Origin of the sequence: Aeromicrobium sp. Leaf289, from assembly GCF_001423335.1 — a bacterium.
GTDB lineage: Bacteria > Actinomycetota > Actinomycetes > Propionibacteriales > Nocardioidaceae > Aeromicrobium.
The window spans coordinates 360,350-376,568 of the sequence record NZ_LMNK01000001.1 but is presented as its reverse complement, the minus strand read 5'-3'; the positions used below and the strand labels follow the sequence as shown (position 1 = coordinate 376,568).

The window sequence follows — 16,219 nt, the reverse complement described above, 5'->3', positions numbered from 1 at the left end:
TCAGCTCGTCAGTGCTCGGCCGGAGAGAACCACAAGCCCAGTGCTGTCAAGCCGAAGTGAGGGCGCGGTCACGGCGGCGGACATGGCGCGGGCAATGACTTCCTCGCGATGGAGTTCCTCCTGCAAACGCACGAGTTCGGATCCTGTAGTGCGCATGGCTCGGAGTCGCAACTGGGAGAGCCTTGTTGCCGCGTCGCGATCGGCGATGGCAGAAGCTCGCTCGACCGCCGAACGAACGTCCTCGCGACTGCGGACGAGATGCTGAGCCGCTCTTTCCGCGGATCGCCAAGACTCGCCCCAGTGTTGTGCGGGAATGAGGTCGTAGGCGTGCTGGATCCTCACACGGTTTAGCGAGTAGTCGCCGCCGGCACGAGTGGTGCCCGGTTTCGCGTATGGGGCGTCGAGGGCGTCGAGATGCGTCCGCGCGGTCAACTCCTGCGCGCTGGCTGTCATCCAGACGCTGACGATGATGGGAGGGAAGATCCCATCGGCCCGCCGCGTAAAGGCGGGCTGGTCGATGCCCGCACTGACTGTCACGAGTTCACCACGCGGGTCCCTTGAGGAGGGAACATCAAGGGGGTTCGCCTCGACGGCGTAGTCGAATCGGTAGAGCGGAGTGTCCTCACGGGGCCATTCGGGCATCCAACGCCACATGCCGAAGGCTCGGCCACGATCGTCGTGCCACAGGAAGTCGCTGACGGCGTCGATGAACGGGTCTCCGTAGCGGTAGAGGTGGACGTCCTCGCTCGAGAGGGCAAACTCTCGAACGAAGGTTCCGACGTGGTCCTTCAACGGAAGAAAGTCGCGAACGAGGCGCGATGCCGGGATCAGCGGAATCTGCGCTTGCTTCCCCGGCAGACGGCCGAGCGACTCGTATCCGCCCAAGCCAGTGGCAGGGTGGCCTCTCCGCTCGAATCTAAGGTTGCCCGCCGCGCCATTCGCTGCGAGAAGGTTGTCGCTCACGTTGGCGAATGTTGACGCATCGGATTCCACGTCCGCGATCCGCGCGTACACGGAGCGCTCGTCGACGCTCGTCTCCAGGCTGTCGAGCGCGTCCTGTTCGCGGACGCGCTCGATCTCCGCGTCCAGCATCTCTCGAACCCGCGCCACCGCGGAGGGGACACCGTCGAGTCCCATTTGAAGGAGGATGTGCCACGCCTCGTCCGTTGCGTTGTCGACGGCTTGCTGAAGGCTGGCGACCGAGTTGTCGAAGATCCCGAAACCGTCCGTGAGGATGCGCTCCCAGGCGCCGGAGTAGGCGTCATCCGCGTGTCCCGAAACGACATATGACCGCCACCCTCCGGACCCTTCGGGCGACCACCGGTCACAACGGCCGATGCGCTGCTCGAGACGGTTTGCTGATCCCGGAAGTCCCAGATGCACCAGAACATCCGCGAACTGGAGGTTGCGACCCTCTTCGGCCGATGAATCTGCGACCATGACTGCGGCATTATGGATCGCCTCGAACGAGCGCACCGAGCGGTCGTTCTCCTGGCTACTTTGGGTCGTCACATGGCAGAAGACAGACTTGGCGCCGAAGAGATCCTTGAGCTCCTCAGCCAGTTCGGTTGCCATTTCAGCTGTGGGGCAGAAGACGACAGCACGCTCGTTGGACGTCATGACCTCGCTGAGCGCGTCAGCGAACGGGCGGCTGACGGTTGCCCGTCGGTCCGCGTAGGCCACGTCCTGCACGATGCGCTTTAGCGCCGCGATTTCGTCAGCGGCTAGCGGCGCAGCGGCCCGCTCCAGTGCCCACTTCTGCAGGGCGCTCGGGTCTAGGCTCACTGCTGCGGCCTCGGCGAATGCGCGCCCGGCTAGGGTCATCGCTGCCGGGTTGCCTTCTGCCGACGCAAGAGCCTGTTCCCGCCATCGGTCGAGAGCCTCTGCAACGTCGTCGCGCAGGGTCGACTCCAGGGGAAGTGGCTCAGGCGCGCGACGACCAGAGACCCGATAGGTGCCCTCCAACGCCGTTGTACGCCGGGTCCGGAGCATTCGTCGGTGTACGCGGTACACCTCGGCAATGTGCGTGCGCAGCGCCTGGATCAGGGATGCCGTCTCGTCCCTGTCTTGAGTGGCCACCGACTCGCGGGCGCGCGCTACCAGATCGCGGACCTCGGCGTCGTCGGGGAACGAGGCTTCGATCTCCGTCAGGCGCCCCTTCAGAAGGACCCCTGGGAGGCTGGGTTGCAGCCCGAGAAAGACCCGGCCCAAGCCCGCACGAGCCTCCAAGCGCGATCGAAGTTCTCCCGCAGTGGTGTCGGCATAAACCGCCGGGTCTAGCAGTTTGAGCATCGCGAGGAAGGCGTCCTCGTTATGCAGCGCTGGTGTCGCGGAGAGCATCAGTAGGCGCGGACTTGCAAGTGCGATCTCACGAAGCCGCTGGAAGCGGAGGGCGAGGTCGGGATCTTTGCTGACTGACATTCGTGCAAGGTTGTGTGCCTCGTCGACTACGACGAGATCTGCTGCATCCCACTCCGCCGGCTCATCATCGCGACTGAGGCGGACATGAGCCCGGGTGAAGTCCTGCACGCGGAACTTCTGCGTCAGCTCTCGCTGCCACTGATCGACCAAAAACGGAGGCAGGATCAACTGGACGCGCAGGGTGGGATTGTCCAGCAGCATCTGGCGGATGACGATCCCCGCCTCGATGGTCTTGCCTAGGCCGACCTCATCGGCCAGGAGATAGCGCTGGACCGGGTCCTGCAGGACGCGCCAGGCGGTCTCGACCTGGTGTGCGTGAAGCTCGATGCAGCTCGACAGCACGGCCCGCATGCCATGAGCCGCAGAGCGCTGCCGAAGAATGCTGCGCAAGAAGGGGAGCCGTAGTTCGGCGAGCATCGGCGACTCGAGCATGCCGGCTTCCCCAAATCCAGCCGGATCCGCCAGGGGCTTGTTCCAGCGAACATAGAGTCGCTCCTCGGGAACGAAGCCCTCCCATTCGTGTCCTCGAACATGAATGTCGTTGTGCTCATTCGTCTCGATGATCCGTCCGGAGCGCCATCGCCCGTCCTTCGCAAGCCAGAAGACGCGATGCTCTGGGAGAAGGGTCAATCGGGTCAGACTGGCGCGGGGCACTGATTCGCGGTAGCGGTCGATTGCGGCGGGGCCGGGCGCGTCGAAGTATTCGAGTACGAGAGCGTCCCCCTCGCGGCCTACGAGCTTCCCGGGGCCGAGCGAGTTCGCGGAAGACACGAGCAAATCGCCCCGGCTCAGGGATTTACCTCGACCACTAGGCGAAGTTACGAGTCGGGGTTCGGTGGCTGAATCTGCGATCGGGTCTTCCAAGGTCGCCGACGTTACGTCTGAGTTGCGCGATCCCCGACACATCGGGAACCTCGAGCAACCCCAGAACGCGCGGCCAGCCCGTCGCCCGCGCGACGCCAACCTTTCGACCATCTCCGACCCGCAGATCGGGCAAGCTGGGTTGACCACAGCATTTGCGTTCCCGGCTTCAACCACCTGACAGATCGTAGTCGCCGCACCACTCGAAGTTGGAAGACTTGGGAAACTCGAGACTTACCCCAGCGCGCGAAGTAGGTGACTGGTTAGTAGCTTGACGTCGTTCGGCGTGTTCTGAATATCCTTCCAACGGCGTACTTGCTCACCGCCGAGGTCCCAGGTGCCGCTCGTCCATGCGCAGTTTTCGGCGAGGCGGCGCAAGGTTTCGGGCAGGTTGATGTCGACAAGCCGATGAGCGGGCACGCCATCAGTTAGGGCATCCATGACGTAGCCCATCGCTTGAATCCCAGCACCGTGAGTCAGTCGCGACTTCGTCGGCGGAAGTTCCCAAGCCGTCGGGAAGGTGAGCCTCACGATGCTCCAGAAGTAGTTCAGATGCACCACCATTTCCTCGACGTCGCCGCTACCGTCCTCAGGGTTCCGGTACTGGTACAGCGCGCCTTCGTAGAGACTGTTCTCGATCATCTTCATGACGCTGTTGTCCTTGATGTAACCGCCTGCAACGGTCGGAGTCGAGATCCTTCCGTTAAAGGGGGAGCCAGCGACCTTGTTGCCGATGTTAAGCCGTGTGAGGATTTCTGCCGGCAACTGCTTCCTTGCGTAGGCAAGCGGAAGATGGCCCTGAGTCGACGGCAGCAGTTCATGGATGAGGCCCTTGGGAAGCGGCTTCGTATTGTTCACCAGGATGAATTGGCTTCGTTGCTCCGCCTCGCCTCGCGCAATAAAGCCAACGGCGGCGACGCCAAACTCGACCAGGTCCGCGTCGCGGATCGCGGCGCTGCGCTGCTGTCCGTCCACCAGCCAAGCCGGCTTCTCGTCTTCGGGGAGGGACTCGTTGATGGGGATGACTAGTTCCCCCGCGGCCACGTACTCCACAGGGCTTGCGGTAACGGACGTTTCGAACCGAACTCGTTCGTCGAACGCCACGACGATGGCGTTTGGCAACATGGCACCCGAAGACTCCAAGTAGCGACGGATTGCCTTGATGTGATTGAGCACTTCGGGGCGTTGATAGCCCTGCAGGGCTCGGTCATCACGGTGGACCCGACTCACCGTTGCGAAGTCATGGATCCGTTTGCCATCTACGCCGAACGCGTAAATGAACTGTTCGCCTTGACGGATGCGAAGCGCCGGGAGGCGCAGATCGTAACGGTCAGCCATCAGTGCTCCTGTGTGACTTGAGTTGCGCCATCTTTGCGCGGAGGACGGACAGGTTATGGAATCCACGGCGCTTGTTGCGCTCCGTACCTCGAAAGATTGCGACTTCGATCCCGTGCTCCTTGCAAACCCGGCACATGCAACGCATCCATGGAGCGTCGGCGAGAGTCTCCTCGTAGGAAGAGAGGTACGACTTCTTCGACTGACAGATGCTCTCGTACTCGCTCAGCCGGTCGATGCAGACCTTCTGTGAACGCGGAGAGCCGTCGAAGGCACGGAGAGCGCGGAGTGTCTCGCGCTCTGAAGCGATCGCCTCCCTCTGACTGACTGTGCCGGCGAGGATCGCGCGCTTCAGCGTGGGGTTGCCATCGACCTGAGGCACGCGGAGCGCCACGTAGGCGCGCTTTGCTGTGTGGAAGTTGTTGCGATCGTCCATGAAGGCCTGGCGGAAGGCAGACGTGCTGTCGAAACTTGTCACACCGAGGGCCGAGAAGTCGTCCATGGAGTCGATTCTGGTGATGCCGAGAAGATGGAGTTGAGTCTCTGGTTTGAGTCCAGATGCAACCTCGGCCAGGCACGCGATGATCTGACCCGTCTTCAGCGGAACCATTCCGCCTAGCGCGATCCGGCGGTAGCCGAGGTCTTGCAACGCGAGGACGCTTTGAGCGTAGGTTGCGGGGCTCCAGCCTTGGGCAGCACCAACGGGCTCGACGGGACTCTTCCGATCGAGTGCCAATGCGATGAACTCCTCGGCGAGTCGCAGCGTGAGCCGTCGACGGGCCTCCCAGTCCGGATCGACCTCAACGGAACCCTCAGACATGTCGCTGAATCCAAACACCACATGGTCGGTGCTTACCCCAGCATCAAAGCCGCACTCTTCGTAGAAGTTGAGGGTCTCTGCAGGCGTGACGGGGGGCACCGGTTCGTCAATGTAATTGAACGCTCCGTTATCGCCGAGGGCTTCGACGCCAGGTGGGAGCCGGAAGAATCGTTGCACGCCCATGCGGTGAAGCCGAGCCCGCTGAGCGGTTGTGTACTTCCCCGAACCCTTGACTGATCCATCCACGATCGACTTGCTGACGAGAATGCCGTCGTAAGGAGGTTGGTCTAGAACCTCGTGCGCGTATTGGTCGTCTCGGAGGCGCACCCTATGAGCCGCGTATTCATCTCGCAGGAAGTCGTATGTCGGGCTAACGAGGTCCTGACTGTCGGGGAAGTAGAATTTCACTGGCGCTGGGTCCGCTCTGCGAGATAGGTCCTCACCAGGAAGTTGGACAAAGCGCTGATGTGGCGGGGGGTATTCTGCAAGTCATTCCACGCAAGCCCGAGCGCTTCCCAGGACCCCTCGGTCCATGCGCAATGACTGACGATGAGGGTGAGTTCCGCCTCTGCAGCCGACCTGGCGTTGGGATCGTCGTCGCGAACGTGCGTCATGACGCGGTCCATCAGCCGACCCATCGCTCTGATCCCTACGCCGTGCATCAGGCGACTTTCAGTTGCGGGTCTCGCCCATGCGTCGTGGAAGACATCGTGGACGGCTCCCCAGTAGGCAATCAGCGCGCGCCGGATGCCTTCCGTGTCGGTCGTGCCGGTGGCGATGTTGCGGTAGGGGAAGAGGACGCCGGAGGGCGACTCGATGGATTCGCGAATTGCTTCGATTAGGCTGGTGTCAGTGACGAAAGTGGACTTCTTGTCGTCGGAAGCCGTGGACGCCCGCCGGATTATCCCTTGGAATGGCGATTCACTGTCCTGGTTCAGCATGTCAACGAGGGCTGATGGGAGTTGGCGCGTGGCCATGCGGGCCGACGGCACGCGTGCAATCTCCGGCAGAAGTTCGGTGACGAGGCCGGTAGGGAGGGGTTGCACGGTGTTGACCCGAAGGAACTGCTCGCGCTGCAGTTCCAGTGTCGGCGCGACGAACCCGGCGACAGGGACCGGAAGCCGGCGGTTCTTGGTCCGCGCGAGCGCCAAGCTGCGTTGCTGTCCATCGACGATCCAGGCCGGACGCGGACCGTCAACGTCTGCTGCGATCGGGATCTCCAGAGTTCCGGACACAGCGAGACCGTCGCTCGTTGAGGGCCCGCGACTTGACTTCCACCGGACCTCTGGCGGAAGGGCAAGGATCAGACCGTTTGGGAACAAGGGATCCTCCGAGTCCAGATACTCCTGAATCTGCTTCACGTGCTTCTGTTTCTCTGGCCGCTGGTAGCCAATCAGTCTCCCAGCCTCATCGCGGCCTATCCGAGCTACGTCGGCAACGAGGTCGATCTCTTCGGCAGCAAGCGTGAACAGGTACAGCGGCATGTCTCCGCCTTGGAGCACCTTCAGCGCTCGTCGTTCCAGCCACTTCAGTTCACTCATGCTGTGAGAGCTTCCTCGAATAGTCCGGAGAATCTGCGCTGCTCGCATGCGATGCCCGATGTACGCAGGTCCCTCAGCGCGCCGGTCTTCGACAGACGCGGGTGCTGAGCGAGCATCTCGCGAATCAGCACGCGGATGGTGTCGTCCGAGACAGGACGGCGGTCGTAGCGCTCGACCTGGCTTGCGTCCTGAGCCCAGTTTGCCCAAGCCTGACGCACCACGTGCGAAGTAACCGACTGGCCGTCGGCCAACTCCAACCATCGGATGGCCATTCGGGTGTTCAAGCTAGACACGGTACCGCCGAGCGCTGCGCGCAGGTTGCGATCGGAGGCTACGCGCAAAGTATCTGGTGTGTCCGCTGCTCCGCCGATCACCACTGCGAGTCCGGGGTCGAGAGATTGCACATGCTGCGACATGGCAGACGCGTAAGTCTCGGATAGTACCCAGATCGCCGGACGGCCGGAGGCGGGTTCGCTGCCGTGAGGGAGGAGATCCCACCAAGCCCTTGCATCGCTGGTTCGCGTGGCGACCGAGTCCGACTGACGTCGAGCAAAGGTCGCCGCGTAACTGGGGGCGGTGTCGTCCACACGACGCAAGCCCAGGCCCGCCGACGCCACGAAAACTTCAGGCTCCCATCCCATGGACCGAGCCGTTGCTGCCAGGCGTTTTGACTGAGTCCATGTTTCGCCCTTATAGAGATCGAGCAGACGCCCGACCGGCGGTTCGGCCTCCAACCGTGCACGCCACTCCGCAGCCCTCTCGCGGACGGTGCCGGCGGGTAGGGTGCTGGCCGTCAAGGTCTCGGGCGGTGCAACCACTTTGCGGTCTGTGCACGTGACCACGATCGTCAGTTTTCGGTGCGACATGACCCCTCGAAGGTGAAACTGCGGTTAGGTTGCGACTACTCTATCTTGCAGTTTCCGCGTTCGGAGCTCACATGGCCGGCGCGTAGTGGAGAGGTGGATCTGATGGGCCGCAAGGCAGTGGTGCTGCTCAGTGGGGGTCTGGACTCGACAACAGTCCTGGCCGTCGCGAAGGACCAGGGCTTCGAGCCGTACGCAATCAGCTTCCGCTACGGCCAGCGGCATGTGGTCGAACTTGAGTCGGCTCGGCGGGTTGCTGCCGGAGTCGGCGCCGCGGGGCACGTGGTCTGTGACATCGACCTCCGCGTCTTTGGCGGATCGGCGCTCACCGCCGACGTAGACGTGCCGAAGCACGGGTCGGCGGACGAACTCTCGGACAGCGAGATCCCGATCACGTATGTCCCCGCGCGTAACACCGTGTTCCTCTCATTCGCGCTCGCGTACGCCGAGGTCATCGGCTCGACTGACATTTTCATCGGTGTCAGCGCGCTGGACTACTCGGGTTACCCGGACTGCCGCCCGGAGTACATCGCGGCCTACGAGCAAATGGCGAATCTGGCTACTCGAGCGGGCGTCGAAGGCAACGAAGTCAAGATCCACACGCCGCTCATCGATTTGACGAAGGCGCAGACGGTCGAACTTGGGATGCGTCTCGGCGTCGACTACTCGCTCACACTGTCGTGCTATGACCCCGACGTGGAGGGGCGCGCATGTGGTCACTGCGACTCATGCCTCCTGCGACTGCGCGGTTTCGCGGACGCGGGCCTCGCTGACCCAGTCCGCTATCAGGAGGGGACTGAGTGACGTACAAGGTCAAGGAGATCTTCTACACGCTGCAGGGCGAAGGCACCCACGCCGGTCGCCCGGCCGTGTTCTGCCGCTTCAGCTCATGCAACTTGTGGACTGGTAGGGAAGCCGATCGCTCGCGCGCCGTCTGCAAGTTCTGCGATACCGACTTCGTCGGGACTGATGGGGAAGGCGGAGGCAAGTTTGCGGACGCCCACGAACTTGCTGCAGCGATCGCGGCAAAGTGGCCTGCCGGCGGTGGCGGCCGGCCTATGGTCGTGTGCACCGGTGGGGAGCCGCTTCTTCAGTTGGATGCGCCGGCCGTGGATGCGCTCCACGAACTCGGCTTCTACGTCGCAGTCGAAACGAACGGGACAATCTCCCCGCCATCGGGCATCGACTGGCTTTGCGTGAGTCCCAAGATCGGTTCGCAACTCGTCGTTGGACAGGGCCACGAGCTTAAGTTCGTAGTGCCTCAGGGGGGTGTTGACCCGACTGCGTTCGAGCACCTTGAGTTCGAGAGCTTCCGAGTTCAGCCGATGGATGGCCCCGACGTTGCCGCCAACACGGAACTGGCCGTCAAATTCTGTCTCGACCACCCGCTTTGGCAACTCAGCCTGCAGACCCACAAGCACCTAGGAATCCCATGAACTACGAATCTGAGATCTACCGCGAGTTCACCTTCGAGGCCGCGCATCAGCTGCCTCACGTGCCGGAAGGCCATAAGTGTGCCCGGCTGCACGGTCACTCCTACCTCGCCGCCGTCCACGTCTCTGGGCCGGTGGGGGAGCAGACCGGATGGGTTCAGGACTTCGGCGACATTAAGGCCGCCTTCAAGCCGCTCGAGGATCAACTTGATCACCACTACCTCAACGATGTAGCCGGGCTCGACAATCCGACTAGCGAGGTGCTCGCCAAGTGGATCTGGGATCGCCTCGTCCCGAAACTGCCAAACCTCAAGGAGGTACGGGTCCGCGAGACCTGCACCTCCGGTTGCATCTATCGAGGAGGGGCCCGATGAGTACACAACTCCAGCAGGAACAATCGGTAAAGAGTGCTGAGAGGTCGACGGCCGCGCTGGCGGTTGCTGTTGCTGCTTACATCGCGGCAGTAGTGCTTGCCAACGTAGTCACAGAACGCCTCGGCCTCGTGTCTGTAGGCTTTGGACTGCTCGTGACGGCAGGTACGTACGCTGCTGGCTTCGCACTCCTTGCTCGCGACTTTGTCCACCGATTCGGTGGCCGAGGGTGGGCCCTCGCCGCGATTGCGATTGGCGGCGTTACATCGTGGGCTCTCTCTTCGCCAGCCCTTGCCGTTGCGTCGACGGTCGCGTTCGTGAGCGCCGAACTGGTCGACTTGGTCATCTATGAACCGATCAGGCGAGCCAAGGGGTTCATTCAGGGGGCGCTCGTGTCAAACCTTGTCTCGGCGCCGATCGACACCTTCGTGTTCTTGTCGCTCGCGGGGTTCCCGTTGACTCTGGAGACGGTCGGTGGTCAGTTTGTCGGTAAGGTGCTGTGGGCCACGGTCCTTCCTCTATCGCTGTACTGGCTATGGCGCCGGTATTCGTCTAGCCGGTCCTGACCTGTACGCAGTTCCCGGATACTGGTCGGGCGTGATGCAGCGGCAGGTGACAGGGGGCGTGATGCAGCGGCAGGTGACAGGTGTTGTTTAGGCAGCGGCTGCTGCGTTGGTGGTGATCTTGTCCTCGTACTCGATGGGGGTCAACCCGCCGAGTGAGTCCTGGGGGCGTTGACGGTGGTACTTGCGTTCGATCCAGACCACGATCGCCAGACGGAGCTCCTGTCGGGTGGCCCAGCGGCGCTGGTTGAGCACGTTGGTCTGCAGCAGCGACCAGAAGCTCTCCATGGCCGCGTTGTCCCCAGCCGCCCCGACACGTCCCATCGAGCCGACCATGCCGTGACGGTTCAGCGCGTGGCCCATCTTCCGCGAACGAAATTGCGATCCTCGATCGGCGTGCAGGATGCAGCCGGCGACGTCGTGCCCTTCAGCCTTGCGGCGAGCGACAGCGTTGTTGAGCGCGTCGACGGCGAGCGAGGCGGGCATCCGGTCGCTGATCGAGTAGCCCACGACTCGGTGTCCGCAGGCGTCCTTGATCGCGCAGCAGTAGAGTTTGCCCTCGGTGGTCCAGTGCTCGGTGATGTCGGTGAACCAGACGCGGTTCGGGGCATCGGCGGTGAACATTCGCTGCACGTGGTCGTCGAAGACCGGCGGGCCTGCCTTGGTGCCCTTGCCTCGGCGGCGACGTTGAGCAGCCGACAGGATGCCCGCCTGCGAGCACAACGACCACGCGGTGCGCCGGCTCATCGACCAGCCCGCCTTCTTGGCCTCGTGGCCGAGGAACCGGTAGCCGAACGCGGGGTCCTCGACATGGGCGTCGTGCAGGGCGTTGAGCCGGTGCGCCTTGACCCACTCAGCGGTCGTGACGGGTTCCTCGAGCCAGCGGTAGTACGGCTGACGCGCAAGCTTCAGGACCCGGCACGCGACCGTGACGGGGATCCCGTCGTCGGCCAGCTCGCTCACGAGCGGGTAGATCATTTTGACGAGCCGCCCATTTTCAGGTTGGCCTGGGACAGGTAGGCCGCGGCACGGCGCAGGACCTCATTCTCCTGCTCCAGCAACCTGTTGCGGCGCTTCAACTCACGGAGCTCGGCGGCTTCCTCGACACTCACACCTGGACGCGTGCCGTCAGCGACATCGGCGGCCTTCAGCCAGTTCGTGAGCGTGGCCTCGGCGATCCCGAAGTCATCAGCGATCTGCTTCAACGTGGTCCTCGAATCTCGACCACGGGCGACCGCGACCACGTCATCGCGGAACTCTTGCGGATAGGGAGCAGGCATGGAGACATCCTCTCCTCCTGATGCTGCGCACCAGAAGTCAGTTGTCACCTATCGCTGCATCACGCCCCCCTTCGTGTGATGGGCCTGGTGTGAGCGCCGACTCCACTACGATCCGGCAAGTGCGTCTCATTTCCGTTGTTCTCGGTTTCTTCCTCAAGACGGTCGCTCTGATTGCCGCAGTCATGTTGTCGCTGTTCCTCGCGTGGCTGCTTGTCCAGGTGGCTGTGCCCTCCGTTCGCGATGCGATGGCCGACCGCGAGAGGTCTGAAGAGCTTGCTGCAGAGCGATCCGCGCTGGAGACCAGGCTGAACGACCTCGAGACGAAGGTGAATGCTGGGCTCGACTCGACGCAGCGGGTGGTTGACGCCCAAGTTGCGAACGGCCGCCGTGATGTGGCGAACCGCAAGGCCGATCTTGAGCGTCTGCGGAACAAGGAAGACGATGTCTGCGGCGTTGTCCGTGAGGTGGTGGCGTGGGCGCTGCCCGGGAATGCGTGCAAGACGGCGAGGGCCGCGGTCGCGCAGGCTGACAAGACACTGGATGATGCTGAGGCGAAATTCGGGGAGGCGCAGAAGGACGCCGCGACCCTTCGCGATCCGGATCTGTCAAACCAGGAGAAACTTGAACGGCTGCGTGAGGGTGGGCGCGCGACGCCAGAGGAGCGCAACATCGATTCCACCGAGCAGCAGCTGCAGCAGTTCCGCGCGGAGCAGGCCAGTCTCGCGGAGAAGGAGTCGACTCCTGCAGGTTTCCTAGTCGCGCAATGGTCGAGGGTGTGGAAGATCTTCCTAGCCATCGCCGTCCTCGTACTCGTCGTCCCTCCGATCCTGAGGGTCCTCAACTACTTCCTTCTGATGCCGCTCGTGAGATCGAGAGCACGTCCCATCGATCTGTGGAGCGAGCCGGCCGCGAAGGACACCGCATTGGTTCTAGCGCCAGCAGAACGCACGCTCGAGGTTCAGCTCGGCGAAGGACAGGTGATGACGGCGCGGTCCGAACACGTGCGACCAGTGCAGGGCAAGGTGCGGAGCAGGCTGCTCTACGACTGGTCGTCGCCCTTCATCAGTTTTGGCGCTGGCCTCTACAGCATGAGCCGAGTGACCGGTGGCGGAAGCTTGACGTCCGCCACACTGTCGACGCCTGACAACCCAGATAGCTACCTGATGCGCATCGACTTCGTCGACCACCCGGGGCTCGTCATGCATCCGAAGCATGTCGTGGGAGTGGTGGGCGATCCGGAGTTGCGAACAGCATGGCGTTGGGGCCTGACTGCGCTCGCGCGATGGCAGGTGCGATACATCCTGTTCTCCGGCACTGGCAGCCTTATCGTCGAGGGCAGCGGGGACGTCAATGCGACGAATCCGGACGGGGGGTCGTCACGTATGGACCAGCATCTCGTCATGGGGTTCGACACCCGTCTCACGGTGGGGGTCGACAGAACTGAGGTGTTCTGGCCGTACCTGCGGGGCAAGACCTCGTTGGTGGACGACCGCTTCGTCGGCGAAGCGCCCTTCTTCTGGCAGAAGTCGAACTCGGACGGCCCAGCGAATCCGGTCGCGCGAGCGTTCAACTCCGTGTTCTCTGCATTAGGGAAGCTGCTCGGATTCTGAGGATCGGGCGCGCTTTTGTCCTAGCTCTGTGCTCGCGCGACGGCAGCCGTCTGCCCGAGAGTGCGACCGAAGCGGGGACCGACCTCATCGTGCGACGCGTGATGCGAGGCGGCGAGGCCCCGGTCGACGTAGCAGCGGTGGAAGCTGGTGGCCCACGATGACAGGTCGGGCGCGAGCTCGTCGACCTCGTCGAGGATGCTCTCGATCAAGACGCTCAGTAGTCGCCGATGGTGGTTGGCAGCCATCTCGGCACGCACGCCGTCGATCGCCTTGGCCGCACCCATGTCGTCGGCCAGGGCAACGACGGCGACCAGGCACCGGCCCTCCGAGCCGTGCTGCTCGAGCCGGCAGGCGAGCATGACATTGCGTCAGCGCTGATGGGTCGCGGTTAAACTGAGGCGCTCAATCGAGCCAGAAGTGACCGAGAACCAGCTTGATTGCGCGGTAACGCACTCGTAAACCTTGAGGTCCGGCTGCTCGAGACGGCGTCTGGAGACGAGTAGCTGCCCGAGCGGGCTGTCCTTCGGGTGCGGGCCGGCCGGGGTCTTTAGCTGGACCTCGCGGTACCTGGACTGCAGTCGCCGATACGTGGGGATGCGCTTGCTGTCGCTGGCCGGGGCATCCCCGACGCTTCGCAGGACTTGCTTAGGTGGTCCTTCCCGAGATCGATACCGAGACCGTACTCGGACGGGGGTGCAGGATCGGCGAATTCGTCGTTCTTTCCTCGGGACCGAGGGTGCTTGCTTCGTCGAGCCGCGCGAGGGCTGCGCGAAAGCCACGATTCGGGCGTGCGCAGGGGAGCGGGGCGCAGACCTCGCTGAGGGCCTGATGCAGCGGGACGCCGAGCGTCATCGCGTAGGCGATCGCGACCGTCGGGGTGCGGGAGTGCGACGCGACGCAGTGCAGCAGCACAGTCTTCCCCTCTGAGCGCAGGGACGCGACGGTGCGGGCGGCGTCGACGATGACGAAGTCGAGGTTGGGGTTGGCGGCCGGGTCGGGGAGGTCCTGCAGGCGGAACGACACCTGCTCCACGTCGTCCGGGACCTGCTCCGTGCCGGTGAGGCACAGCGTGACGACGGCGTCGATGTCGTCGGGGAGGCGGTCGAGTTCAGTGGCCGAGGCCATCCACACGCGGTCGTCGAAGGGGTGGCGCGCGAGCGCCGGGCGGCCGTACTGTAGCGGCTCGTAGTCGATGTGCTCGACCAGCGGCCAGCCGTACTTGCCCGTGCCGCCGCGCTGGGTGGCCAGGAACGCGAGGCGCTCGAGATCGCGTGAGTCCAGACCCGGGTAGCCGTGGAGGATCCGTCGCCACGCGGCGGGGATCGCGCTCATGCCCCAGCGAGCGCCCAACAGGGCTCCGGCGATGGACGCGACCGTGTCGGTGTCGTCGCCGACGTGAACGGCCGTGCCGAGTGCGTCGACGAGGTGCTCGCACGCGAAGCGGTCACCGGCTGGTACGGGGGTCGAGACGATCGACGACCAGGCGGCCATCAGCGCCGCGACGGCCCAGCCGTTCGGGCGGAAGGTCGTCGGGCGCTGCGACTCGGCGCGGTCGATGCGCTCCGACCAGAGATCGCGCCGGTCCTCCGGGAGGCGGGCGACGCCGGTGCGGAGGTCGAGCTCGCCGGTGAGGACGGCGTGTCGGATCGCCAGGCACCACAGCACGCACGCATCTTGGGCGTCGGGGTCGGGGTGGGTCAGACCGCCGACGGCACGCGCCGCCTCGACGAGTCCGTCCGGGTCGTCCAGGTAGGCGAGGGCGACGGGGGAGGTGCGCATGAGCGACCCGTTGCTGCCGGTGCGCCCTGTGCGCTCGTGGCGGGCCCGGGCAGCCGCGGTCATCTGGACCCCGGTCGGCTCGGGTCCCGCAGCGCCCAGCACTGCACTGGTGTTGGTGCCGACGTCGGGCGGGTGGGTCGCGAACCACGCGGAGAACTCGCGTGCGACGGCCGTGAGCCCGTCGTCGCCCCGAAGGTCCTGGCCGGTCGCCGCGACGCGTAGGACGCCGAGCGTCATCGACGTGTCGTCCGTCCACTCGCCGGGAGCGAAGTTGCCCAGCCCGCCGCCGATCATCTGTGGCGGCTCGTCGGGAGAGAGGGAAGCGCAGCCGAACTCGTAGCCGGCGCCGAGAGCGTCGCCGGCAGCGGCACCAAGGATGACGCCGCAGGCTCGGTCGACCTGGGCGTGGGTGAGGTGGAGGGTCATGTCGTGTCCTTTCGCTGAGCGGTTCAGGCACCGGCGAGCGCGAGCTCGTGGCGGGGGTTGGTGAGCACCCGGTGGACGGCGCCGTCGTCGTGGTCGAGGCCGCTGATCTGGGCGTACTGGCTGGCACCCTCGACGGACCAACCGGCCCCGACGGGTCGGGAGCGCCGGACCGACGTGACCGCGGCCCGTTCGAGAAAGCGGCGGGCGCGTCGTGACGGGGTGGGAGTCGGCGCCAGGTCGAGGGCGTCTAGCGCGGCCGCCCGCAGGATCGAGTCGAACTCGCGCTGCAGGAGGTGGTCGTTGCCAAACACCTCGGCCACGGTCGGCTGGCCGGCCAGGGCGACGAGGACGCCGATCTGACCAGGCAGCGGGCGGAGATCGGTGATCAGGGACTCGACCTGGGATGCGCGCCGGTCAGCGTGGTCGGTGAACGACCGCGTGCGCGTGGCGCCGTGCCGGTCCTCGTAGTGGCGAACTCGCTCCCAGACCGCGGACTGGCGGTCGGCGTCCTGTCGCAGACCGGCGCGAACCCGCAGACTCGCGCGTCGGCCGGCGTGGCGGTGCGTCGGTTCTCCGTTCCAGCGCTGTTCCTCGACGCACACGACGTCGACGTCCGCCCGCGCGTGGCGCTCGACCACGACGGATCGGGCGAGCATCCGGTTCTGCCAGCCGCCCTCGAGGACCTGCCCCTCCAGCAGGAGAGCGGGTCCCGCGCCGCGGTTGACGACCTGGAGGGTGCCGACCTGAACGCCTCTGGCGCACTCGCCAACCACCACGTCGGCGGTGCCCGAGAGCGTTGAGGTGAACTCGCCCCAGATCGGGAAGATCGTCATCGCGTCCCGGGTGGTCCCGTGTCCCACGTGCAGCTCGCTCATGCCACCATCTCCTCTTTGCGCGTAACTGCGCTAACTCGATG

At 64.4% G+C, this 16,219-nt stretch carries 13 protein-coding genes and 1 pseudogene; 5 read left to right on the top strand and 9 right to left on the bottom strand.

Annotated elements, in window-relative coordinates:
* The 5 genes from dpdE to ASF37_RS01765 form a co-directional block, all read right to left on the bottom strand.
* On the bottom strand, positions 1–3,192 hold the full coding sequence (gene dpdE, locus ASF37_RS01785; RefSeq protein ID WP_235499934.1) for a protein DpdE: 3,192 nt from the start codon (positions 3,190–3,192) through the stop codon (positions 1–3).
* Positions 3,193–3,516: 324 nt separating this feature from the next.
* A complete protein-coding gene (gene dbpB / locus ASF37_RS01780; protein WP_056578795.1) occupies positions 3,517–4,620 on the bottom strand; it encodes a DGQHR domain-containing protein DpdB in 1,104 nt (367 codons plus the stop codon).
* The gene (gene dpdA / locus ASF37_RS01775; protein ID WP_056578792.1) at positions 4,613–5,845 is read right to left on the bottom strand and encodes a tRNA-guanine transglycosylase DpdA; all 1,233 of its coding nucleotides are present in this window, start codon (positions 5,843–5,845) and stop codon (positions 4,613–4,615) included. Before dpdA ends, dbpB (ASF37_RS01780) begins: the two co-directional genes overlap by 8 nt.
* Complete coding sequence (gene dbpB, locus ASF37_RS01770; RefSeq protein ID WP_056578790.1) at positions 5,842–6,978, bottom strand: DGQHR domain-containing protein DpdB; 1,137 nt, start codon at positions 6,976–6,978, stop codon at positions 5,842–5,844. The genes dpdA and dbpB (ASF37_RS01770) overlap by 4 nt, the downstream gene beginning before the upstream one ends.
* Positions 6,975–7,394 (bottom strand): hypothetical protein, encoded by a 420-nt coding sequence (locus ASF37_RS01765; RefSeq protein WP_156368104.1) that lies wholly within the window; start codon positions 7,392–7,394, stop codon positions 6,975–6,977. The genes dbpB (ASF37_RS01770) and ASF37_RS01765 overlap by 4 nt, the downstream gene beginning before the upstream one ends.
* 552 nt (positions 7,395–7,946) lie before the next feature.
* Here ASF37_RS01765 and queC point away from each other — a divergent pair.
* Genes queC through ASF37_RS01745 form a run of 4 tightly spaced genes read left to right on the top strand, consistent with a single transcriptional unit; the run spans position 7,947 to position 10,211 of the window.
* A complete protein-coding gene (gene queC / locus ASF37_RS01760; RefSeq protein ID WP_056579152.1) occupies positions 7,947–8,645 on the top strand; it encodes a 7-cyano-7-deazaguanine synthase QueC in 699 nt (232 codons plus the stop codon).
* The gene (queE, locus tag ASF37_RS01755) at positions 8,642–9,277 is read left to right on the top strand and encodes a 7-carboxy-7-deazaguanine synthase (RefSeq protein ID WP_056578783.1); all 636 of its coding nucleotides are present in this window, start codon (positions 8,642–8,644) and stop codon (positions 9,275–9,277) included. Before queC ends, queE begins: the two co-directional genes overlap by 4 nt.
* Positions 9,274–9,648: a 6-carboxytetrahydropterin synthase QueD gene (queD, locus tag ASF37_RS01750; protein WP_056578780.1), complete on the top strand. Its 375-nt coding sequence runs from the start codon at positions 9,274–9,276 to the stop codon at positions 9,646–9,648. The genes queE and queD overlap by 4 nt, the downstream gene beginning before the upstream one ends.
* On the top strand, positions 9,645–10,211 hold the full coding sequence (locus tag ASF37_RS01745; RefSeq protein WP_082506337.1) for a VUT family protein: 567 nt from the start codon (positions 9,645–9,647) through the stop codon (positions 10,209–10,211). The genes queD and ASF37_RS01745 overlap by 4 nt, the downstream gene beginning before the upstream one ends.
* Before the next feature lie 87 nt (positions 10,212–10,298).
* Here ASF37_RS01745 and ASF37_RS01740 read toward each other — a convergent pair.
* Positions 10,299–11,488: pseudogene (locus ASF37_RS01740) on the bottom strand (IS3 family transposase).
* Between the two features lie 89 nt (positions 11,489–11,577).
* Between ASF37_RS01740 and ASF37_RS01730 the strand changes: the two are divergent.
* Positions 11,578–13,098: a hypothetical protein gene (locus ASF37_RS01730; RefSeq protein WP_156368103.1), complete on the top strand. Its 1,521-nt coding sequence runs from the start codon at positions 11,578–11,580 to the stop codon at positions 13,096–13,098.
* A 20-nt stretch (positions 13,099–13,118) separates the two neighbouring features.
* Here ASF37_RS01730 and ASF37_RS01725 read toward each other — a convergent pair whose 3' ends face one another.
* The 3 genes from ASF37_RS01725 to ASF37_RS01715 form a co-directional block, all read right to left on the bottom strand.
* Complete coding sequence (locus ASF37_RS01725) at positions 13,119–13,457, bottom strand: hypothetical protein (RefSeq protein WP_056578770.1); 339 nt, start codon at positions 13,455–13,457, stop codon at positions 13,119–13,121.
* 286 nt (positions 13,458–13,743) lie between these two features.
* Positions 13,744–15,303, bottom strand: coding sequence for an ADP-ribosylglycohydrolase family protein (locus ASF37_RS01720; RefSeq protein ID WP_082506336.1), 1,560 nt, complete (start codon positions 15,301–15,303; stop codon positions 13,744–13,746).
* 23 nt (positions 15,304–15,326) lie between these two features.
* Positions 15,327–16,178, bottom strand: a complete 852-nt coding sequence (locus ASF37_RS01715; RefSeq protein ID WP_056578766.1) for an ARPP-1 family domain-containing protein — start codon at positions 16,176–16,178, stop codon at positions 15,327–15,329.
* Positions 16,179–16,219: the final 41 nt, after the last annotated feature.